This window comes from Micromonospora sp. DT201 (genome assembly GCF_049841575.1).
Lineage (GTDB): Bacteria > Actinomycetota > Actinomycetes > Mycobacteriales > Micromonosporaceae > Micromonospora.
Map to the genome: position 1 here is coordinate 86,100 of NZ_JBNCKP010000008.1, position 19,504 is coordinate 105,603.

General features: G+C 71.6%; 21 protein-coding genes. 6 read left to right on the forward strand and 15 right to left on the reverse strand.

Going from position 1 to position 19,504, the window contains the following annotated elements; all coding sequences use genetic code 11:
* Positions 1–5 precede the first annotated feature (5 nt).
* The 4 genes from ACLQ28_RS15975 to rsmD form a co-directional block, all read right to left on the reverse strand.
* Positions 6–569, reverse strand: coding sequence for a YceD family protein (locus ACLQ28_RS15975; protein ID WP_425687050.1), 564 nt, complete (start codon positions 567–569; stop codon positions 6–8).
* A 110-nt stretch (positions 570–679) separates the two neighbouring features.
* A complete protein-coding gene (locus ACLQ28_RS15980; protein WP_425687051.1) occupies positions 680–1,177 on the reverse strand; it encodes a hypothetical protein in 498 nt (165 codons plus the stop codon).
* A gap of 365 nt (positions 1,178–1,542) precedes the next feature.
* A complete protein-coding gene (gene coaD / locus ACLQ28_RS15985) occupies positions 1,543–2,025 on the reverse strand; it encodes a pantetheine-phosphate adenylyltransferase (RefSeq protein WP_425687052.1) in 483 nt (160 codons plus the stop codon).
* Complete coding sequence (gene rsmD / locus ACLQ28_RS15990) at positions 2,022–2,585, reverse strand: 16S rRNA (guanine(966)-N(2))-methyltransferase RsmD (protein ID WP_425687053.1); 564 nt, start codon at positions 2,583–2,585, stop codon at positions 2,022–2,024. Before rsmD ends, coaD begins: the two co-directional genes overlap by 4 nt.
* 500 nt (positions 2,586–3,085) lie before the next feature.
* On the opposite strand from rsmD, the gene ACLQ28_RS15995 reads away from it, so the two are divergent.
* Positions 3,086–4,267, forward strand: a complete 1,182-nt coding sequence (locus ACLQ28_RS15995; protein WP_425687054.1) for a cell wall anchor protein — start codon at positions 3,086–3,088, stop codon at positions 4,265–4,267.
* Between the two features lie 105 nt (positions 4,268–4,372).
* Here ACLQ28_RS15995 and recG read toward each other — a convergent pair whose 3' ends face one another.
* Together recG and ACLQ28_RS16005 are read right to left on the reverse strand one after the other, a co-directional pair.
* On the reverse strand, positions 4,373–6,571 hold the full coding sequence (gene recG / locus ACLQ28_RS16000; protein ID WP_425687055.1) for an ATP-dependent DNA helicase RecG: 2,199 nt from the start codon (positions 6,569–6,571) through the stop codon (positions 4,373–4,375).
* The gene (locus ACLQ28_RS16005; protein WP_425687056.1) at positions 6,568–8,181 is read right to left on the reverse strand and encodes a DAK2 domain-containing protein; all 1,614 of its coding nucleotides are present in this window, start codon (positions 8,179–8,181) and stop codon (positions 6,568–6,570) included. Before ACLQ28_RS16005 ends, recG begins: the two co-directional genes overlap by 4 nt.
* 302 nt (positions 8,182–8,483) lie before the next feature.
* On the opposite strand from ACLQ28_RS16005, the gene rpmB reads away from it, so the two are divergent.
* Positions 8,484–8,675: a 50S ribosomal protein L28 gene (gene rpmB / locus ACLQ28_RS16010; protein ID WP_091671657.1), complete on the forward strand. Its 192-nt coding sequence runs from the start codon at positions 8,484–8,486 to the stop codon at positions 8,673–8,675.
* A 147-nt stretch (positions 8,676–8,822) separates the two neighbouring features.
* Here rpmB and ACLQ28_RS16015 read toward each other — a convergent pair whose 3' ends face one another.
* On the reverse strand, positions 8,823–9,284 hold the full coding sequence (locus ACLQ28_RS16015) for a GNAT family N-acetyltransferase (protein WP_425687057.1): 462 nt from the start codon (positions 9,282–9,284) through the stop codon (positions 8,823–8,825).
* Positions 9,285–9,313: 29 nt separating this feature from the next.
* A complete protein-coding gene (locus ACLQ28_RS16020; protein WP_425687058.1) occupies positions 9,314–10,303 on the reverse strand; it encodes a thiamine-phosphate kinase in 990 nt (329 codons plus the stop codon).
* Between the two features lie 96 nt (positions 10,304–10,399).
* Between ACLQ28_RS16020 and ACLQ28_RS16025 the strand changes: the two genes are divergently transcribed.
* Positions 10,400–10,633, forward strand: coding sequence for an Lrp/AsnC ligand binding domain-containing protein (locus ACLQ28_RS16025; protein WP_007456453.1), 234 nt, complete (start codon positions 10,400–10,402; stop codon positions 10,631–10,633).
* Between the two features lie 9 nt (positions 10,634–10,642).
* Positions 10,643–11,305, forward strand: a complete 663-nt coding sequence (locus ACLQ28_RS16030; protein WP_425687059.1) for a DUF3515 family protein — start codon at positions 10,643–10,645, stop codon at positions 11,303–11,305.
* Positions 11,306–11,381: 76 nt separating this feature from the next.
* On the opposite strand, the gene ACLQ28_RS16035 is transcribed toward ACLQ28_RS16030, so the two are convergent.
* Complete coding sequence (locus ACLQ28_RS16035; protein ID WP_425687060.1) at positions 11,382–12,482, reverse strand: D-alanine--D-alanine ligase family protein; 1,101 nt, start codon at positions 12,480–12,482, stop codon at positions 11,382–11,384.
* Positions 12,483–12,677: 195 nt separating this feature from the next.
* On the reverse strand, positions 12,678–12,896 hold the full coding sequence (locus tag ACLQ28_RS16040; RefSeq protein WP_425687061.1) for a hypothetical protein: 219 nt from the start codon (positions 12,894–12,896) through the stop codon (positions 12,678–12,680).
* Positions 12,897–13,175: 279 nt separating this feature from the next.
* Here ACLQ28_RS16040 and ACLQ28_RS16045 point away from each other — a divergent pair, with 279 nt between their 5' ends.
* Both ACLQ28_RS16045 and ACLQ28_RS16050 read left to right on the forward strand, forming a co-directional pair.
* Positions 13,176–14,021 carry a helix-turn-helix domain-containing protein gene (locus ACLQ28_RS16045; protein WP_425687062.1) on the forward strand — a complete coding sequence of 282 codons (846 nt, stop codon included), beginning with the start codon at positions 13,176–13,178 and terminating at the stop codon, positions 14,019–14,021.
* 5 nt (positions 14,022–14,026) lie between these two features.
* Positions 14,027–14,248, forward strand: coding sequence for a DUF397 domain-containing protein (locus ACLQ28_RS16050; protein WP_425687063.1), 222 nt, complete (start codon positions 14,027–14,029; stop codon positions 14,246–14,248).
* 64 nt (positions 14,249–14,312) lie between these two features.
* On the opposite strand, the gene ACLQ28_RS16055 is transcribed toward ACLQ28_RS16050, so the two are convergent.
* The 5 genes from ACLQ28_RS16055 to ACLQ28_RS16075 form a co-directional block, all read right to left on the reverse strand.
* Positions 14,313–15,362: an ROK family protein gene (locus tag ACLQ28_RS16055; protein ID WP_425687064.1), complete on the reverse strand. Its 1,050-nt coding sequence runs from the start codon at positions 15,360–15,362 to the stop codon at positions 14,313–14,315.
* A 224-nt stretch (positions 15,363–15,586) separates the two neighbouring features.
* Complete coding sequence (locus ACLQ28_RS16060) at positions 15,587–16,375, reverse strand: putative protein N(5)-glutamine methyltransferase (RefSeq protein WP_425687065.1); 789 nt, start codon at positions 16,373–16,375, stop codon at positions 15,587–15,589.
* A gap of 146 nt (positions 16,376–16,521) precedes the next feature.
* The gene (locus ACLQ28_RS16065) at positions 16,522–17,640 is read right to left on the reverse strand and encodes a cystathionine gamma-lyase (protein ID WP_425687066.1); all 1,119 of its coding nucleotides are present in this window, start codon (positions 17,638–17,640) and stop codon (positions 16,522–16,524) included.
* 7 nt (positions 17,641–17,647) lie between these two features.
* The gene (locus ACLQ28_RS16070) at positions 17,648–18,655 is read right to left on the reverse strand and encodes an NAD(P)H-dependent glycerol-3-phosphate dehydrogenase (RefSeq protein ID WP_425687067.1); all 1,008 of its coding nucleotides are present in this window, start codon (positions 18,653–18,655) and stop codon (positions 17,648–17,650) included.
* The gene (locus ACLQ28_RS16075) at positions 18,652–19,392 is read right to left on the reverse strand and encodes a lysophospholipid acyltransferase family protein (protein ID WP_425687068.1); all 741 of its coding nucleotides are present in this window, start codon (positions 19,390–19,392) and stop codon (positions 18,652–18,654) included. Before ACLQ28_RS16075 ends, ACLQ28_RS16070 begins: the two co-directional genes overlap by 4 nt.
* Positions 19,393–19,504: the final 112 nt, after the last annotated feature.

The following is a 19,504-nucleotide window of genomic DNA, read 5'->3' on the forward strand; positions in this document are numbered from 1 at the left end:
GGTTCTTACTCCTCTGTAACGGTCAGTTGCGACAGGCCCGCCCAACGCGGGTCGATCTGCTGGTGACTGTGGTCGGCCGGCAGATCATCCCAGTGCGCCCCGCATTCGGGACACAACCCTGGGCAGTCCTCCCGGCAGAGCGGGTTGGTCGGCAGCGTGAGCACCAACGCGTCCCGCAGCGCCGGCTCCAGGTCGATCAGATCGCCCTGCATCCGGCCCACCTCGTCCTCGTCGGTCGTGGCGTCCGTGGTGCTGTCCTCATACGCGTACAGCTCCTGGATCGTCACGCCCATCGAGTCGTTGATCTCGCGCAGGCAACGGCCGCACTCGCCCCGGACGGGACCGGTGATGGTCCCGGAGACGAGCACGCCCTCGGACACCGACTGCAACCTCAGATCGAGGTCGAGGTCCGCGCCCTCCGGCACGCTGATCAACTCCACACCGAGGTCCGCCGGTGCCGGCACAACCCGCTGGACCTCACGCAACGCGCCAGGTCGACGCGGCAGGTCCCTCGTGTCGAGGACCAGCGGCGACCTGGGGTTGAGTGTCGATGGCGAGTGCTTGGGCATAGTTAGACTCCGGCCGGTGAGAGGCCGACAAAAAAGGTTACCTGGACGACCGCCCGACCGTCGAACCGGGGGCGACGCCTGCCTGAGAATGTCGGCTGGTGAGGTGCCGCTCAGAAGGGTAGCGGGCGTTCCGCCTCATCCCCACCGAAGGTGCCGATCTCTCGCAGTGCGTGCATCTTGTCTCGGCCACGCTCTATCGAAGCCAGTGCCCGGGTGAGGAACTGCTCGAAGTTGGCCAGCGCGGTGTCGACGTAGTCGTCGACCTCCTCACGCAGGCGCTGCGCCTCGGCCCGGGCCTCGGCGACGATCCGGGCACCCTCGTGCTCGGCCGACACGGTGATCTCGTTCACCGAGACCAGGCGGGCGTGTTCTGCCTCACCCTCGCTGATGATCCGGTCCGCCTCGCGCTTACCGGCTTCCATGATCTTGTCGCGCTCCTCCAGGAGCGCGGCGGCGCGACGCAGGTCGGCGGGGAGGTCAGCGCGCATCTCGTCGAGGGCGGCGATCATCTCACCCCGGTCGACCATGCAGTTGTTGCGCGACATCGGGACGGAGCGGGCCTGCTCCACCATGGCGATCAGTTCGTCGATTCGATCGAGCGGGTCCACCGGTACCTCACTCCTGTCGTTCCTCGGCCGACCTCCATGATGCGGGCTACGGCCGTTCCCCGCGCCACCAATCATGTCGTGCCGGCCCCACACCGCCCCCATCCGCCCCATTCCGGCGCGTCGCGACATCGTCACCCCGCGCTCCCCGCGCCCCGCCTCCCGCGCCGATCTTGCGCTTTCTGTTGCGCCAAACCACCCCAAAAGGGGCGATTCGGGGACCGTAAGTGCAAGATCGCGGGGAGCGGGTGGGGCGCGGGGGTGGGGGTGGGGGTGGGGGTGGGGGTGGGGGTGGAGCGTGGGGTGGGGTGGGGGTGGGGGTGGGGGTGGAGCGTGGGGTGGGGTGGGGTGGGGTGGGGTTAGTCGGGTTAGGGGCGGGGGCCTAGGCGGGACTGGAGGGCTTCGCGGACCGGGTCGGGCACGTGGGCGGAGATGTCGCCGCCCCACTTGGCCACATCCTTGACCAGGCTTGAGGAGAGGAACGAGTAGAGCGGGTTGGTCGGCATGAACAGCGTCTCGACGCCAGCCAGCCCGATGTTCATCTGGGCCATCTGCAACTCGTAGTCGAAGTCGCTGACCGCCCGCAGGCCCTTGATCAGCACGCTCGCCTGCTGGGCCCGGCAGAAGTCGACCAGCAGCCCTCGGAACGACTCGACCCGCACATTCCCGTACGAGGAGGTCACCTCGCGGAGCATGTCGATCCGCTCCTCGACGGTGAACAGGCCACTCTTCGACTGGTTGATCAGCACACCGACGATCACCTCATCGAAGAGCCGACTGGCCCGCCCGATGATGTCGAGGTGTCCGTTGGTGACCGGATCGAACGAACCGGGGCACACCGCACGTCTCATGATCGGCGACCGTACCAAAGGGTGGTCTCGCCGTACCGGCGACTGCGCTCGGCGGTGATCCCGTCCACCCAGTCGAACTGCCTGGTACGACTGGACCGCTCCACCACCACAAGCGCGTCGGGCGCCAACCAGCCGCCGTCCACCAGCGCGGTCAGCACGGCAGTAATCTCCTCGGGCGGCACCGCGTACGGCGGATCGGCGAAGACCACGTCGTAGGTCTCACCGCCCGGACCGGCGGCCAGCACCGTCGCCACCTTGCCGGTGACCAGGCGGGCTGCCGGTCCGGCGCGCAGGGCCGCCACGTTCTCCCGGATCACCCGGGCCGCCCGTGGGTCGGACTCGACCAGCAGCACGTGCCGGGCCCCCCGGGAGAGCGCCTCCAGCCCCACTGCCCCGGAACCGGCGTACAGGTCGGCGAAGCGGGCACCGTCGAGGTCGACCTCGGCCTGGACGGCACTGAACAGCGCCTCCCGCACCCGGTCGGACGTGGGTCGGGTGCCGGCGCCGGGAGGCGCGGCGATTCGCCGCCCGCCGAGCGTCCCGGCCACGATCCGGGTCACGGTTTCCTCCTGCTCATGCCCGCGACGCTACGCGAACCGACGCAGACCACGACCGACACCGTCCCTATCGCCGGGCCGGACAGATGATCACTATTCGCGTATCAACGGGCGGCGGGTGCACTGGTGAGCGTCATGACTCACAGGTATAAATATGCCTCTGAGTCATAACGCTTGTCGGGATGCCCGCCCCTCGGGCTCGACGACAGACGTCCGACGCTTGAGGACGATCCACTGCGGAGCCCCGCCCGACCGTCGCCGCCGATCCTCAGTGAGCGGACGAGCACCACCGGTTCATCAAAGATCACAAATCGATTACATTGCCTGATGGCAATGATATGAACTCCCCTCATTCATGAGCCGCCAGTACAGTCACCCCCTGTCCCCGCTTCGCGCGGGAACACCCCCGCGTTGCGCGACGTCCCGGTGAGCAGACGACCCGTCCGGTCGCCCGGCCTCCCGGTCTCCCGCACGCGATCCATACCCCTCACCAGGAGCAGGCGTTGAACCTCCCCAAGTCTCCGCTGCGACGCTTTGCGGCCATCGCCGCGGGCGCGCTGATCGGCCTCACCGGTGTTGGCGTCGTGGCGTCCCCCGCCAGCGCCCACTACTCCACGGTCAGCGGCAAAGCGGTCTGCGACACCACCACCGGCGAGTGGGTGGTGACCTGGACCGTGAAGAGCGAAAAGCACGGATCCTCCAAGACCTTCAAGCTGCGTACTGTCGAGCTCACCCCCGCCGACACCACGGTGACCAACATCAAGGTGTCGGGACGCGACGAGTCCTACGACGTCAACACCCCGATCACCGGCGAGCAGCGGGTCCCCGGCTCGGCGACCCAGGCCACCCTCGCGGTGAAGGCCAAGTGGGACGACCGCTACTCCGAGGACCAGCCCACCAAGGGCAAGGTGACGTTCGGCGGCACCTGCGCCAAGGACACCCCGCCGACCACGCCGCCGGCCAGCCCGACGCCGACGCCGACGGCCAGCCCGACCCCCACGCCGACCACCCCGCCGGCGGCGGTCACCGTCCCCACCGCGAGCTTCGCCTCCGACTGCGAGGGCGCCGTCACGGTGACGCTGGCCAACGGTGCCGACGCCACGACCGACGCCAAGCTCACCGTCAAGGCGACGGGCTTCTCGGAGACCTACACCGTCAAGCCGGGTGACAGCAAGAGTGACATCGTCGTTCCGGCCAAGGCCGGCGCGATCACCGTCAGCGAGGGCGACAAGCTGGTCGGCGAGCCCTACACCTGGGCGACGCCCGAGGACTGCGTCAAGCCCGGTGAGCCCCAGGCGGGCTTCGAGTCCACCTGCGACAAGCTCGTCTTCGGCTTCGCCAACCCGGAGGACGGCAAGGCCTTCGAGGTGACCCTGACCCCGAACAAGGGCGAGGTGCAGAAGCGGACCGTCGAGCCCGGCAAGACCGTGATCGTCGAGTTCGCCGCGTCCGAGGGTCTGACCGTGACGCCGGCCGCCGAGGGCCTCGACGACACCAGCCCGGTCGCCTGGGAGAAGCCGGCCGACTGCAACCCGGGTCAGGGTGGCGGCGACAAGGACGAGCCCGCGCTGCCGCTGACCGGTGCCGCGACCGGCGGAATCATCGCTGGTGCCGTGGTGCTGCTGGCCGCCGGTGCTGGCCTGTTCGTGATGGCGCGTCGTCGTCGGGTGCGCTTCACCGCCTGAGACAACCCGCTCTGACAGAAACTGAGGGCGCGTCGACCATCCGGTCGGCGCGCCCTCGGTGTATTCAGGTGATCAGTTGATGAGGAGTAGGCCAGGCGGGGACCGTCAGCCCTTCTCCAGGTACTCCGCCCGGTCCTCGTCGACAAGCGCGGCGACCGAAGCGGCCAGCGCCGGATTGCGGGTCAGCTCCGGGTCCTCCTCGACGAGGGTGATCGCCTCGGCACGGGCGTCGCGGATCAGGTCGGCGTCGCGTCGAAGCGACAGCAGCCGCAGGTGCGAACGATGCCCGGACTGGGTGGCACCCAGCACGTCACCCTCGCGGCGCTGCTCCAGATCCAGCTCGGCGAGCTTGAATCCGTCGCTTGTGGACGCCACCGCGTCCAGCCGTTCCCGCGCCGACGAACCCTCGGCGGCCTCACTGACCAGCAGGCAGAGCCCGGCCGCGGCGCCCCGGCCGACCCGGCCACGGAGCTGGTGCAGTTGGGAGACGCCGAACCGGTCGGCGTCCAGCACGATCATGACGGTCGCGTTCGGCACGTCCACGCCGACCTCGATCACGGTGGTCGCCACCAGCACGTCCAGCTCACCGGCGGCGAAGGACCGCATCACCGCGTCCTTCTCGTCGGCCGGCAGGCGACCGTGCAGCACCCCGATCCGCAGGCCGTGCAGCGGCCCCTCGGCCAGCAGTGGGGCCACCTCGGTCACCGCCAGCGGCGGCCGTCGGCCGTTGTCGTCCTCGGGCGGCGGTTCCTCCTCGGAAGCCGGACCGTCACCGATGCGCGGGCACACCACGTACGCCTGATGGCCGGCGGCCACCTCCTCGCGCACCCGACGCCAGGCCCGGTCCAGGTACGCCGGCTTCTCGGCGGCCGGCACCACGTGCGAGGCGATCGGCGATCGGCCCCGGGGCAACTGGGAGAGGGTGGAGACTTCCAGGTCGCCGTAGACGGTCATCGCCACCGTGCGCGGGATCGGGGTGGCCGTCATCACCAGCACGTGCGGCGGCTGATCGGCCTTGGCACGCAGAGCGTCGCGCTGCTCCACGCCGAAGCGGTGCTGCTCGTCGACGACCACCAGGCCGAGATCGGCGAAGTCGACGCCCTCGTAGAGCAGGGCGTGGGTGCCGAGCACGATGCCGGCTGCGCCGCTGGCCACCTCGCCGAGCGCCCGACGACGAGCCGCCGCACCCAACGAACCGGTGACCAACTCGACCCGGGTGGCGTGCTCGGCGGAGCCCAGCTCGCCGGCCTGCCCGAGCGGCCCGAGCAGGTCGAGCATGCCGCGGTGATGCTGGGCCGCCAGCACCTCGGTGGGCGCCAGCAGCGCGGCCTGCCCACCCGCGTCGACCACCTGGAGCATCGCCCGCAACGCCACAACCGTCTTGCCCGAGCCGACCTCGCCCTGCAACAACCGGTGCATCGGGTGCGGGGCGGCCAGATCCGCGGCGATCTCCACGCCGACGTCGCGCTGACCGGCCGTCAGCTCGTACGGAAGGCGGGCATCGAACGCGTCCAGCAGCCCGCTGGGGCGCGCAGGGCGGGGCCGGGCCGGCCAGTCCGCAGCCCGGTGCTTGCGCTGCACAAGGGTCAACTGGACGGCGAACGCTTCGTCCCACTTGAGCCGCCGCCGCGCCCGGTACAGCTCCTCCTTGCTGGTGGGCCGGTGGATCTCCTGCAACGCGGTGCCGAGCCCGACAAGCTTGCGACTGGCCCGCACGCTGCCCGGCAGCGGATCGTCCGGCGGGGTGAACGTGTCCAGCACGACTCGCACGCAGCGGGCGATCACCCAGGTCGGCACGGCCGCGGCGGCCGGGTAGACAGGGATCAGCGCGCCGGCGAACTCCTCGATCTCGTCGTTGACCGCCGCCTCGCCGTCACCACCCTCGCCGAGCAGGACGTACTCCGGGCCGTTGAGCTGTCGTTTGCCCCGGAACTCGGTGACCTTGCCGGCGAACAGCCCCCACCGGCCGGGGCGCAGCTCCCGCTCGCGCCACGCCTGATTGCCGAAGAAGGTCAGCGTCAGCAGCCCGCCGGAGCCGTCGCCGACGGTCACCTCCAGCAGGTTGCCGCGCCGCTGGCGCATCGGGCGCACGGCCGTGCGCTGCACCTGGGCCAGCACGGTGACCTGCTCGCCGACGTCCAGCGAGCGGATGTCGGTGTGCTCGCCGCGCTCGTCGTAGCGACGCGGGAAGTGGTAGACCAGGTCACCCGCGGTGTGCAGGTCGAGGTGCGCGGCCAAAGCCTTGGCTGTCTTGTCCCCGACCAGCTTTTTCAGCGGAGTGTCCACGGTGGCTGGTTCGCTCATTCGATCCCTACCAGGAGCGGATAAAATGGCTGGCCACCCGGGTACGTGTGCACCTCGACGAACGGCCAGCGCCTCGCGACGTGCGCGCGGACGGCATCGGTGAGACCGGCCGGGGCGTCCACCCCGGCCAGCAGAGTGACCATCTCGCCACCGCCGCCGAGCATCCGGTCGACCACTGCCGCGCAGGTGTCGGTGAGGTCGGTGCCGATCAGGTGCACCTCGCCCTCGACCAGCGCCAGCACGTCGCCCGGACGGCACGGGCCGGCAACGGTCAGCGCCTCCCGGCTGGCATGGCAGACCTCGGCGTAACGGCAGGCCCCGGCGGCCTCGGCCATCGCGATCACGTCGTCCTCGAAGCGGCGGTCGCCGTCGCGAACCGCGAGGGCTGCGAGGGCCTGCACGGGCGAGCGGGTCGGCACCACGCTCACCTTGATGCCGTAACGATGGGCCTCGCGGGCCGCCGCGCTCGCCACCGCCTCCGTGTTGGGGTCGTTGGGAAGCACCACCACCCGGGCCGCACCCGTGCTGCGGACCGCGTCCAACAGCTCACCCGTGGACGGGTTGCCCGGCACCACGGTGGCCCCCTCCGCGGCGAACAGCTCGGCGATGCCGCCGCCGGTGGCCACCACCACTGCCGCCCGGCCGTCCGCCACCGGGCTGCGGGGCGGCTCCGGTTGGTCGGCGAAGCGGGTCACCGAGATCCGGTACGGGCGGCCAGCGGCGACGCCCGCCTCGACCGCAGCGCCCACGTCGTTGACGTGCACGTGCACATTCCAGGTGCTCTCCGGCTCACGCCCGTCGCCGACGACCACCAGCGAATCCCCCAGTGCGTCCAGCGTCCGCCGCATCCCGGCCACCGCCTCGGCCCGGGCGTCGAGCAGGAACTGCACCTCGTACGCGTACTCGTCGGAACCGGCCTCCCGGGCGACGGTGGCCGCCGGCCGGGCGGAGCGCGGTGTCGGCGCGGGCCGGGCGGCGCTCTCCCCGGTGAGGACCTCGACCAGGGCGTCGAGCAGCACGCAGAGCCCCCGGCCGCCCGCGTCGACCACGCCCGCGCGGGCCAACGCCGGTAGTTGCTCCGGGGTCCGGGCGAGCGCCTCGATCGCGGCCCGGGCCGCGACGCGGGCGACCGCCGGCAGGTCGTCGCTGTCCGCCTGTTCGGCTGCGGTGGCGGCCGCCGCGACCACGGTGAGCAGGGTGCCTTCGACCGGCCGGGCAACCGCGGTGTACGCGGCGGCGGTGCCGGACCGCAGCGCGGCGGCCAACTCGCGACCGTGCACGGCCGGGACCACGGCGGCCTCGTCGGCGAAACCACGCAGGATCTGCGAGAGGATGACCCCGGAGTTGCCCCGCGCGCCGAGCAGGGCGCCCTGGGCCATCAGCCGCAACGCGTGCCCGTGCGCGGTCGGCCCGCTGTCGGGGAGAGTGTCCAGATCCATCGCGAGAGCCTGCTGCGCCGATGTGAGGGTGAGCACCAGGTTGGTGCCGGTGTCGCCGTCGGGCACTGGATAGACATTGAGCTGGTCGATCTCGCCCTGGTGACGCTTCAACGCGGCCAGCCCACCCGCGCACCAACGGCGGACCGCGGCGGCGTCGAGGGTGTCCAGCACGGCCAGAAGCCTACTGGCGCGCACCGACACGCGTCGGACTCGTCCGGCGTGTCCGGTTGCCCTGGACCGGTCGGCCGTCGCTCCCGGGCCGGGTAGCCGGGACGGGCCCTGCAGGTAGAGTTGCCGCCGGAACCACCGCCATGCACCAGGCGGGCCGACCCACCACCCGCTGGCGGGGACGCCGCTGGTCAACGGGTCAGGGCGGTTGGTCCCGTCGGCAGGGCATCGGGTAGGCTGACCCGGTTGCCCGTGCAGCACCTCTGCCGGCGACCTCATGAACGTTTCAATCCCAGGAGTATCCCGTGGCTAGCGTGTGCGACGTCTGTGGCAAGGGGCCGGGCTTCGGCCACAACGTGCCCTGGTCCAAGAAGAAGACCAACCGCCGCTGGAACCCGAACATCCAGTCGGTGCGCACCCCGGCCGGTGGCGGCAACACCAAGAAGCTGCAGGTCTGCACCTCGTGCATCAAGGCCGGCAAGGTCACCCGCGCCTGACGCGGCAACACCACACTTCTCGTTCGGCTCAGCCGGCGGACCTCAAGGTCCGCCGGCTCTGTCGTGTCCGAGCCGCAAGCCGTGCCCGGAGCCGCGAGCAGCGCCCGAACACCGCCTGCCGCGCCCGGAGCCGTCGGCGACCGTAGGTCAGAGGGTGCGGCCGAAGGAGACGCAGCCCTCCGCGTCCTTGTAGAAGCCGAAGTTCGGGATCCGCTCGTAACCGGCGGAGCCGTACATGGCGATCGCCTCGGGCTGCTTGTCGCCGCACTCCAGGACCACCCGCTTGCGGCCCTGCTCACGAGCCGAGCGCTCGACGGCCGCCAGCACGGTGCGGGCCACGCCTCGCCCACGCGCCGCCGGGACCGTGTACATCCGCTTCAGCTCCGCGGTGTCCGCGCCGTGGCTGCGCCAGCCACCGCAGCCGACCGGCTCGCCAGCCAGGTAGGCGACGAGGAACGCGCCGTCGGGCGGCTCGAACTCGGTCGCGTCCACCGGGGTGTCGTCGCCGGAGCCACCGTAGCGGGCACCCAGGTCGGCCAGTGCGGCACTGATCAACTGCTGCGCCACCGGTGCGTCGAACCGCACCAACCGAATCTCGATCTCACTCACGGTATCCAGGGTACGGCGGCCCGCAGGCTTCACCGGAAGTGGTCCCAGCCGGTCGGGCCCTCGTAGGGTGCGCCGTCGACCGTCACCCCGGCACCGTCCGTGACCACGCCGATCGGCCGCCAGCCCGGCGGCAACACCACCGTCGGGGGGAAGGTCGCGGCCAACGCATGGTCGTCGCCACCGGCGAGGATCCAGGTGTACGGGTCGACGCCGAGTGCCTGCGCCGCGTCGGCCATCTGCCGGGGCACCTCGAACGCGTTCCGGCGCACATCGATCGCGACGCCGCTGGCCGCCGACACGTGCCCGAGGTCGGCGAGCAGCCCGTCCGACACGTCGATCATCGAGGTGGCGCCCAGCCGGGCAGCCTGCGGGCCGGCCTGGTACGGCACCTGCGGGCGCCGGTACGCCTCCACCAGCAACCGGGGAGTGCGGAAGCCCCTGGTGAGCACGGTTAGCCCGGCTGCCGCGTACCCGGTGCGCCCGGCCAGGGCGAGCACGTCCCCCTGACGGGCACCGGAGCGCAGCACGGGCGGGAGGCCCGCCAGGTCGCCCAGCGCGGTGACCGCGACGGTCAGGGTGGGGCTTGCCGACATGTCCCCGCCGACGACGCTCGCGCCGACCGTCGCCGCCTCAGCGGCAAGCCCGTCGGCCAGCTCCTCCGCCCAGCTGGTGTCCAGATCCGCCGGCATGCAGAGAGCGACCAGCAGGGCGGTCGGCGTGGCACCCATCGCCGCGATGTCGGCCAGGTTGGCCGCCGCCGCCCGGTGCCCGACGTCGCGGGCGGAGGACCAGTCCCGCCGGAAGTGCCGCCCATCGACCAGCACGTCCGTGGACGCCGCAACCCGGCCGTCCGGCGCGGCCACCACCGCCGCGTCGTCGCCTGGGCCGAGCAGGGTCGTCGGCCCGTACGACAGCCGGGCGGTGATCTTCCCGATCAGCCCGAACTCCCCGATCCCGGACACGCTGGCGCTGCCGCCGGCGTTGCGCCCGTGCTGCCCGGCTCCGCCGTGCTCGCTCACCGCTGCTCCTTGACCACCGATAGGGATCAGACCTGGTCCGTAAGGTAGTTTCACCCTTCGGGCCGCTCCTGAGCGGCGACGGACGGAGGCCGAGTCGTGGTACAGGCGTACATCCTCATCCAGACCGAGGTCGGCCGCGCACGCGACGTGGCAGGTCTCATCGCGGACATCGCCGGCGTGGTACGCGTCGACGCCGTCACCGGGCCGTACGACGTGGTCGTCCTCACCGAGGCGAACACCGTCGACGAGCTTGGCAAACTCATCGTCAGCAAGGTGCAGATGGTGCCCGGCATCACCCGCACCCTCACGTGTTCGGTGGTGCGGCTGTAAGTGGACGAGATGACGACCTCCACCGCTGCTCTGGACGACGAGGGAACGCGCGAGCCGGCTGACGGTATCGGCGATCCGGCCGACTCAGCCGCCGCCGCGCCGGTCGGCCGGGACCGGACCCTTCGCGGCGCCGCCCTGCTGGCCACGTTGATCGCGCTGCCGATCACGCTGCTGGTGGCGGTGCTGGCCTTCACGAAGCTCACCCCGGACACGCCGGCCGCCGCGCCGACGCCCTCCGCGACCGCCGCCCGGGTGCAGTCGACCGCCCCGGTGGAGATGGCCGCCCCGGCTCTGGTCGCCCGCCCGGCCACGCTCTGCCGGGCCCTGCTCTCCCAGTTGCCGACGAGCATCCGCGACCTGGCCCAGCGGCCGGTCACGGCCGGTCCGGAGCAGAACGCCGCGTACGGCGACCCCGCGCTCACCGTGGCCTGTGGCGGCACCGAGCCGACTTTCCCCAGCACCGATGAGGTCTGGACGGTCAACCGGGTCTGCTGGCACCTGGCCGAGGAGACCGAGGCGGCCGTGCTCACCACTGTCGACCGGGAGACGCTGATCACGGTGCGTGTCCCGCGCGAGTACGAGCAGCCGTTGCAGTGGGTGTCGCCGATTTCCAGCACGATCGTGGCGAGCGTGCCTTCCGGCGGCGCCATCCCGTCCGGCTGCCAGCGCTGAGCCGGCGCCGCGAAGGCTGGCAGCGCTGAGCTGCCAGCGCTGAGCCGGCTGACGTGGTCGGGTGGGGCCGGGTGGCTCAGTGCAGGCCGACGCCGCGCCGCTGGGCGGTACGGATCAGCCGGTTCACCAGCTTCGGATACTCCAGGCCGGAGGCCGCCCACATCCGCGGGAACATCGACGTCGGGGTGAACCCGGGCATCGTGTTGATCTCGTTGAGGTAGACGTCCAGCTCGGGGGTGACGAAGAAGTCGGCCCGGGCCAGGCCGGCGCAGTCCAGCGCGGTGAACGCGCGGACCGCGTACTCCTGCACCTGACGGGTCACCCTGTCCGGCAGGTTGGCCGGGATGTCGTACTCGCAGGAGTCGTCGAGGTACTTCGCCTCGAAGTCGTAGAAGTCGTGGTCGGCGATGAGCCGCACCTCGGCCAGGACGGACGCCTCGGGCGCGCCACCGGCCTCGCCCTCCAGCACGCCGCACTCGACCTCGCGGCCGACGATCGCGGCCTCGATGATGACCTTCGGATCGAACTGCCGGGCGGCGGCGACGGCGGTGTCCAGCTGCGCCCAGTCGGTGACCTTGCTGACGCCGAACGATGAACCGGCCCGGGACGGCTTGACGAAGACTGGCAGGCCGAGCCGCTCCTTGTCCTGCTCGCTGAGTGTCATCCCGTTGCGCAGCACGGCGTACGAGCCGACCGGAATGCCCTCGACGGCGCAGAGCTTCTTGGTGAACTCCTTGTCCATGGCGGCCGCTGAGGCGAAGACGTTCGCCCCGACGTAGGGGATGCCGGCCATCTCCAACATTCCCTGGATGGTGCCGTCCTCGCCGTACGTACCGTGCAGCACCGGGAAGACCACGTCCACGTCGGCCAGGACCCGGGGGCCCTCGGTCGGGTCGAGCACCATCAGCCCGCTGCCGGTAGGGTCGGCGCGCAGCACGATGTCGTCGCCGGAGTCGGCGGTGATCTCCGGCAACTGACGGGCGTTGATCGCGAGCTGGGCGGGATCTCCGCTGGTCAGCACCCACTGGCCGGCCCGGGTGATGCCGACGGGCACCACCTCGAACTCGTCCGGGTCGAGTGCGCCGAACACACTGCCGGCGCTGACGCAGGAGATGCCGTGCTCCGGGCTGCGGCCGCCGAAGACGATCGCCACGCGGGTTTTGCCTGGGGTGGTCACTCCGGTCACCTCTTCGTACGCGACTGCGGCTGGTCGTGCTCGCCGGTGGCGCTCACCCGGTTGACCTTACTGTGCGTGGCGGTAGGGCGAGGTGATACCCGGCGAGCCACGGCACGACACGGCAATCGGTCACCAGAGCATATACGGTGCGTAACGACACCGTTGCGGTGCCCCAGGTCGGCGGCCGGCGGCTGCTCAGTCGCGGGCGTGCCGGCGGCCGACTGCGATCACCTTCACTCGCTGCCGGCCGGCCCGGACCATGCCCAACGCCATGAACGCTCCGGCGATCCGGTCGGCGGCCTCCCGACTGCTGGCGCCAACCACCTGCCGGCGCCGCTCCGGCGCGGTCCGCTCGTCGCGGTCGATGCCCTCGACGGAACGAACGTCCGTGAGCACCACCAGGAAGCGGGTCATGGAAGACCGACCGGGTGCACGGCGGAGGGCTCCGGGCCGTTACGCACGTCGTCGTCTCCTTCCGGCAGGCCGGGATGGCGGCGGCACGCGACGATCGGGTACGGGGGAGAAACCCGATCGCCGCGCGCCCCATCCCCTCCGGTCACTCACCACCACCGTCGCCACGACAACCGGCGGTGAGGACGCCATAACAGATTGACACGTGTACAGCCGTGAATGCAACTCTCATCGACGTTCTCTCATGCAGCCTTTCCCGCAGATGTGTGCGACCATCGATGCATGGCCCCGAAGACAGCCCGTGCCCGCCGGCTCGGCATCGCCCTGCGCCACCACCGGGAAGCCGCCGGTCTGACGCTGGAAACCGCAGCGGATGAGATCAACAGCACCCGCAGCACCCTCTCCCGGTACGAGAACGCCCAGACCCTGATCACTCCGGCCACCGTGCGTGCCCTGCTCACGTCGTACGGGGTGAGTGCCGAGGAGGTAGCCGCTGCGGTGCAACTCGCCAAAGACGCCCGCAAGCCGGGCTGGTGGGTGTCGTACTCCTACCTGCTGGATCCGCGCACCATCGACTTCATCGCACTGGAGGCCGAGGCGACCGCCATCGCCAACTTCGAGCCCTCGGTGGTGCCCGGCCTACTGCAGACCGCCGACTACATCCGTGGCGTGATGCGCGGTGGTCCGCACACCCTCGGCGACGACCTGGTGGAGCAGCGGGTCAGGGTCCGCCTCGATCGACAACAGCGGCTCACCGGCGACCAACCGCCCATCCTCGACGCGATCATCGACGAGGGCGCACTGCTGCGCCCGGTCGGCGACCAGTCGGTGATGGACGGGCAACTACGGCACCTGGTCAAGATGGCCGAGTTGCCGAACATCACCGTTCAGGTGATCCCACTCTCCGCCGGCTACCACCGGGGAACGCGGGGTTCCCTGCACATCCTCGAGTTCGCCGACCCGGAGGACCCGATCATCGCGTCGGTGGAGACCGTCGCCGGTCAGATGATCCTCGACCGGGCCGGCGAGACGCGTACCTGCACCAAGATCATGGAGCATCTCCGCAGCGTGGCCCTCAGCCCGGCCGACAGCCGCGAAATGCTCTTGACAGTCCTGAAGGGACGGTAGGACCGATGACACCGACAATCACAGCGGCCCTGGCCACGGCGGCATGGCGAAAGAGCAGCCGCAGCGGCGACGAGGGCGCCTGCGTGGAGGTGGCCGCGATCCCGCGGCTGGTGGCCGTCCGCGATTCCAAGGACCCGTCCGGTCCGGCCCTGCTGTTCCCACCGGCCGCCTGGGCCACCTTCGCCCAGGCACCACCCCACCACCGGCCAGGGCAGCCGCCTCGCTGACCTGACCGGGTGCACCACCGGGCCGCCGCGCAGCTGACCACGACGCGCGGCGGCCCGGTGAGGCTCAGGCGACCAGTGGACGGGGCTCCGGGACGGCGCGTAGCGCCTCCAGCGCGGCGATTGCCACACCACGGGCACCGGCCATGTCCCGGTCCGGCACCAGCGCGAAGGTGGCCACCGCCGCCTGCTCCTCGCGAAGCACGGTGTGCTCGCGGACCGTCTCCAGGAACCAGTCGCGGAACTCCGGTGCCGCCTCCACCACCCCACCGCCGACGAAGTACGCGTGCGGGTCGGTGAAGTTCGCCGCCACGGTGAACAGCCGGCCCAGCGCCATCGCCTGCTGGGTGAAGAGGTCCCGGGCGAGGGCATCCCCCCGCTCGCCGTACCCCCGGACCAACTTGGCCGCCCGGCCCAACGGCTCGGCGGCGAGCGGGTGGTCGGGATACCGGGTCAGCCAGTACGGCAGCAGGTTGCGCTCGATCCCGGTCAGCGAGGCGACGCTCTCGACGTCCCCGGTGAAGCCGCAGGCGCAGGTGGGTTCCGCTTGCCCCGGGCCGAGCAGCCCGCTCAGCGGGATGTGCACGTGGCCAAGCTCCCCCGCCATCCCGGACGCACCGGCGATCACCCGGCCGCTCTCGACCACACCGCCGCCGAGGCCGGTGCCGACGATCGCGGAGACCGACGAGCGGTTCATCGCGTCGGCACCGAAGTGCACGTGGTGGGCGTAGAGCGCAGCCGCGTTGCCGTCGTTGTGGTAGATCACCGGCAGGCCGAGCCGTCGTTCCAGCGCACCCCGCACGTCGAAGCCGCGCCAGGCCGGCTGGGAAAAGTTGGTGGAGCCCCGCGACGAGATGATGCCGTCGGCGCTGGCCGGGCCGGGAGTGTCGAGCCCCACCGCCCGGACCAGCTCGCGCGGCACGCCAGTCTGGGCCAGGGCACCGTCCAACGCCCGGGCCAGCGCCTCGATCGCCGCCTCCGGCCCGGCCCGCACCTCGCTGGGGATCTCCAACAGCCCGTCCACCAGGAAGCGGCCGTCCACCGTCAGCACGGTGGCGTTGTTGCTGGTGCCGCCGTTGTCCAGCCCGACGACCACCGGCACCCCTGCGCTGCCCACCGAAACCGCCTCCCGCCGTCGTAAGTGTGAGCCGAGGCTAGTGCCAACCCCTCTCCCCCGCCACGCCCGGCCACCCCACCAGCCGGCCCTGCCCGCGATCTTGCAGTTACTGTCCCGACAAAAGGGGTGTTCGGCTCATCTCGACGACCGAAACTGCAAGATCGCCGGACGGGGGCGGGGCGGGGGCCGGGCGGGGCGGGGGCGGGGCGGGGTTAGGGGCGGGGTTAGGGGCGGTGGGCTGTTACTGCTGTGGCGTCTAGGTCCTCGTTGTGTTGCACGCTCGGCACCAGGCCGGCCGCCTTGAACGCGGCGCAGAGCGCCTCCACCTGCGTGGTCCCGGCCTCGACCACCAGGTGTCCACCGGGGGCCAGCCAGTGAGCCGCGTCGACACCCACCCGGCGCAGCACGGAGAGCCCGTCCGGTCCGCCGTCGAGCGCCACCGGGGCCTCGTGCAGCCGCGCCTCCGGCGGCATCATCGCCATCGCGTCGGTCGGCACGTACGGGGCGTTGGCGACCACCAGGTCCAGCCGACCCCGCCACTGCACGGGCAGTGGCGCGAACAGGTCACCCTCGAACACCTCGGCGGCCAGCCCGGTGAGGTTGCGGCGGGCGCACGCCACGGCCGCGGGGTCGATGTCGGCGGCGGCCAGCCAGCGGGGCATGAGGCGGTGCGCCAGCGCGACCGTGGTGGCCCCGGACCCGCAGCAGAGGTCCACCACGGCCGGAGCCGGGCCGGTCAGCGCGGCCGCCGCCTCGACCAGCAGGGCCGTCCGACCGCGCGGCACGAACACGCCCGCGTCGACGGCGATCCGCAGGCCGCAGAACTCCGCCCAGCCGAGCAGATACTCCAGTGGCTCGCCGGCTACTCGACGCTCGGTCAGATCGGCCAACGTCGCCGGATCGTCGGGGGCGGCGGCCAGCAGGAGGTCCGCCTCGTCCTCGGCGTAGACGCAGCCGGCGGCGCGCAGCCGCCCCACGAGTGCGGACCGGTCGGTGGAAAATGGTGCTGCCATGGGAACCTCCGGGGAAACGTCCGGCGCTCCCGAGGGCCGCTATCGCGACGTGGACCTGGGAGGAAGCGCCGGTCCTACTGGCTGGCGGATCGGACTCACCTCCTCACGGTCGGGGGCCCACCGATCTGGGCCGCCGACACGATAACTCAGGCCCCTCCGGCGGCGGCGAGCGCGGCAGCGATGTCGGCCACCAGGTCACTGGTGTCCTCCACACCGCAGGACAGCCGGACGAAGCCGGGAGCCGTGTCGTCACCCCACTGCGCCCGCCGGTCCGCCGTGGTGTGCAGGCCACCGAAGGAGGTCGCCGCCGCCACCAGCCGGGCGGCGTCGATGAATCGACCCACCCGGTCGGCGTCGCCCAGGTCGAACGAGAGCACCCCGGGCATCCGGCGCATCTGCGCCGAGGCCACCGGGTACGCCGGGTCCTCCGGCCGCCCGGGCCAGCGCAGGCCGGTCACGTCCGGCCGGTCGGCGAGCAGTTCGGCGACGGCGGCGGCGTTCGCGCTCTGCCGAGCCAGGCGCAGGTCGAGGGTGGCCAGCGACCGGTGTGCCAGCCAGGCGTCGAATGCGCCCGGGACCGCCCCGGTGGTGGTACGCCAGGTCGTCACCGCCTCGATCAGCTCGGTGGACCGGCTGGCCAGGTAGCCCAGCAGCAGGTCGGAGTGGCCGGTGAGCGCCTTGGTGCCGGAGGCGACCACCAGGTCGGCACCGAGGTCCAACGGACGCTGACCGAGCGGGGTGGCGGTGGTGTTGTCCACCGCGAGTAGCGCGCCGGCGGCGTGCGCCTGCTCGGCCAGGGCCGCCACGTCGACCACGTCCAGGCCCGGGTTGGCCGGCGTCTCCACCAGCACCAGCCGGACACCCTGGAACGACGGGTACGGCCCGACGGTCGGCACGAAGAGCACCCGGACGCCGATCGCCTCCAACACGTCGGTGGCGAACGCCCGGACCGGGAAGTATCCGTCGGCGGGCAGCACCACGGTGTCCCCCGGGCGCAGCAGGGTGAGCAGCAGGCCGGTGATGGCCGCCTGACCGGTGGCGAAGACCCGGCAGTCACCGCCTTCCAACTCGCCCACAGCCGCCTCCAGCAACCGTCGGGTCGGGTTGTCGGGGCGGCCGTAACCGTTCGGCGACGTGGCAGGGCCCTGCCACGGGTCGAGGTGGTACGGCGCGGCGAAGACTGGCCCGGGCAGGAACGGGTCCCCCGGTGCCGGCTCGGGCAGGCCAGCGCGTACGGACCGGGTGCCGTCTCCCCACTCGTTCATCAGATCCTCACTCGTACGACTCGGGTTTGGCGGTTCGGCTCATCAGGGCCTCCACGGCGAGGCGCGGGTCCATCCCCTCATGGCAGATCCGCTCGACGTGCTCGGTGATCGGCATCTCCACGCCGTGCGCCCGGGACAGGTCGCGGATCGCCAGGCAGCTCTTCACGCCCTCGGCGGTCTGCCGGGTGGCGGCCTGGGCCTGCTCCAGCGTTTCACCCCGGCCCAGATGCTCTCCGAAGGTGCGGTTGCGGGCCAGCGGGGACGAGCAGGAGGCGACCAGGTCGCCCATGCCCGCGAGGCCGGCGAAGGTGATCGGGTCCGCGCCGAGCGCCACGCCCAGCCGGGCCGTCTCGGCCAGCCCTCGGGTCATCAGCATGGCCCGGGTGTTGTCGCCGAAACCCATCGCGGTGGCGATGCCGTACGAGAGGGCGATCACGTTCTTGACCGCCCCGCCCAGCTCACAGCCGATCACGTCGTCATTTGTGTACGGGCGCAGGTAGGGCGTCCGGATCGACGCCTGCACGAGCACGGTGCGGTGGCTGTTGGTCCCGGCGACCACGGTCGCGGCGGGCTGCTCAGCGGCGATCTCCGGGGCCAGGTTCGGCCCGGACACGACGACCACCCGGTCCGCGGCGACCCCGGCGGTCTCCACGATGACCTCGCTCATCCGTTTGGTGGTGCCGAGTTCGATGCCCTTCATCAGCGACACCAGGGTCGAGTCCGGGTGCAGGTAACCGGCCCATTCGGCGAGGTTGCCGCGCAGGGTCTGCGACGGCACGGCCAGCACCACCACCTCGGCGCCGGTGATTGCCTCGGCTGCGTCCGCAGTGGCGGTGACACGGGCCGGCAACAGCACGCCGGGCAGGTACTCCGGGTTGCGGCGTTCGGCCCGGATGCTCTCGGCGACCGGCGCACGACGGGCCCACACCGTCACATCCCGCCCCGCGTCCGCGAGGATCTTGGCGAACGCGGTGCCCCAGGAACCGGCACCGAGCACCGCGACGTGGCCACTCATGCCGCGTCACCCTGCTGCTCGCGTCCGGTGGTCGAGGACCGGGCATTTCGCACCCACAGCGGCGGCGGGGTGCCGCCACGGATCTCAGCGAGCATGTCCCGCAGCCGCACCATGATTGTGTCCGTCATCTCTTCGAGGGTGGCCCGGGTCGGCTGGGCGTCCGCCCACCGGCTCAGGTCGATCGGCTCGCCGGCGACAACGGTCACCGGGATCCGGGGGCGCAGGTTGACGCGGCTGGTCCGTGGGTCGAAGAGCCGCTCCGGCCCCCACATCACCAGCGGTACGACGGGGGCGCCAGTGGCCAGGGCCAGCCGGGCGGCACCGGTCTTGGCCTTCATCGGCCACAGGTCCGGCTCTCGGGTGGTGGTGCCCTCTGGGTAGATCACCACGGCGCCACCCTCATTGAGCGCGGCGACCAGCGAATCCAGCGACCGGACCGCGTCGATGGTGCCCCGCTCGACCGGGATCTGCCGGCACTGACGCAGGAGCCAGCCGACCACCGGCACCCGGAACAGGCTGGCCTTGCCCAGGTACTGCGGCCACCGCCCGGCATCGTGGATGAAGTGCGCGGAGACCAGGGGGTCGGCGTGCGAGATGTGGTTCGCCACGATGATCATGCCGCCGTCGCGTCGGAGGTGCTCCTGGCCACGCCAGGTGCGCCGGGTCCACACGGCCATCACGGGCTTCACCAGCCCCACGGAGAACCGTTGCCAGAACCCCAGCCTCCGCCGTGCCACTGTGCCTCCTCGTCGTGCCCGAACCCCGCCGCGGAACCCGCCCACGACACCCGCAGCGGAAATCATGCCTGCTCGCCCCCGGTACGGCCAGCGAGGGTCCCCACGTCCGGCT

Excerpts from the sequence above, each read along its gene's own strand:
- ACLQ28_RS16050 (WP_425687063.1), top strand. The coding sequence starts at position 14,027 with ATGACACCGACAATCACAGCGGCCCTGGCCACGGCGGCATGGCGAAAG.
- ACLQ28_RS15975 (WP_425687050.1), bottom strand. The coding sequence starts at position 569 with ATGCCCAAGCACTCGCCATCGACACTCAACCCCAGGTCGCCGCTGGTC.
- coaD (WP_425687052.1), bottom strand. The coding sequence starts at position 2,025 with ATGAGACGTGCGGTGTGCCCCGGTTCGTTCGATCCGGTCACCAACGGA.
- recG (WP_425687055.1), bottom strand. The coding sequence starts at position 6,571 with ATGAGCGAACCAGCCACCGTGGACACTCCGCTGAAAAAGCTGGTCGGG.
- ACLQ28_RS16070 (WP_425687067.1), bottom strand. The coding sequence starts at position 18,655 with ATGAGTGGCCACGTCGCGGTGCTCGGTGCCGGTTCCTGGGGCACCGCG.
- ACLQ28_RS16030 (WP_425687059.1), top strand. The coding sequence starts at position 10,643 with ATGACGACCTCCACCGCTGCTCTGGACGACGAGGGAACGCGCGAGCCG.
- ACLQ28_RS16040 (WP_425687061.1), bottom strand. The coding sequence starts at position 12,896 with ATGACCCGCTTCCTGGTGGTGCTCACGGACGTTCGTTCCGTCGAGGGC.
- ACLQ28_RS16060 (WP_425687065.1), bottom strand. The coding sequence starts at position 16,375 with ATGGCAGCACCATTTTCCACCGACCGGTCCGCACTCGTGGGGCGGCTG.
- ACLQ28_RS16065 (WP_425687066.1), bottom strand. The coding sequence starts at position 17,640 with ATGAACGAGTGGGGAGACGGCACCCGGTCCGTACGCGCTGGCCTGCCC.
- ACLQ28_RS16045 (WP_425687062.1), top strand. The coding sequence starts at position 13,176 with ATGGCCCCGAAGACAGCCCGTGCCCGCCGGCTCGGCATCGCCCTGCGC.